At 61.9% G+C, this 404-nt stretch carries 1 protein-coding gene; it reads right to left on the reverse strand.

Annotated features, from left to right (window positions below; all coding sequences use genetic code 11):
- Window positions 1-404: FHIPEP family type III secretion protein (locus ACWTU8_RS33140; protein ID WP_455851417.1), on the reverse strand; the 404-nt coding region annotated here is incomplete at both ends.

A 404-nucleotide genomic window follows, 5' to 3' on the forward strand; every position in this document is an offset into this window, starting at 1 on the left:
TGCCGGGAATGGCGTCGAGGGTGAACCGGGCGCCGACTTCGGCGATACGCGTGGCGCCCTTGGTGATGACGATGAAGTTCACCACGATCAGGATCATGAAAACGATGAGGCCGATGACGAAGTCGCTGGCCATCACCAGCTTGGAGAAGCCGGCGATGACATAGCCTGCGGCGTGCGTGCCCTCATTGCCATGCGACAGGATCATGCGCGTGGTGGCGATGTTGAGGGACAGCCTGAGCATCGTGGCGATGAGCAGCACGGTCGGAAACGAGGAGAAATCGAGCGGCCGCTGGATCCACAGCGCCACCATCAGGATCAGCACCGAAAGCGCGATCGAGAAGGCGAGGCCGATGTCGATGAGGAAGGCCGGGATCGGCAGGAAGAGCACGGCCAGGATGATGACG

This window comes from Mesorhizobium sp. BHbdii, assembly GCF_053848045.1.